Annotated in this window: 1 pseudogene; it reads left to right on the top strand. The window is 54.0% G+C overall.

Annotation, left to right across the window (positions count from 1 at the left end):
* Positions 1 to 272: pseudogene (nadE, locus tag KVT28_RS25140) on the top strand (NAD(+) synthase); the annotation flags it as partial.

Here is a 272-nt window from a genome sequence, read left to right as displayed (position 1 = left end):
ATCATTGAAGCCCTTGGTGTAAAACCGGTTATCGACCCGCAGCAGGAGATCCGCGTCAGGGTTGATTTTCTGAAGTCTTACCTGAAAGCCCATCCCTTTTTGAAAACGCTGGTACTCGGCATCAGCGGCGGGCAGGATTCGACACTGACCGGCATTTTGTCGCAAACCGCGATTCGCGAACTGCGTGAAGAGAGCGGCGGTAACGATTACACCTTTATTGCCGTGCGTTTGCCGTATGGCGTGCAGGGCGATGAGCAGGATTGTCAGGATGC

The sequence above is a fragment of the Pantoea sp. GbtcB22 genome, from assembly GCF_019091025.1.
Taxonomy (GTDB): domain Bacteria; phylum Pseudomonadota; class Gammaproteobacteria; order Enterobacterales; family Enterobacteriaceae; genus Pantoea; species Pantoea leporis.
The sequence above is the reverse complement of the archived record's forward strand: the minus strand, read 5'-3'. Positions and strand labels throughout refer to the sequence as shown.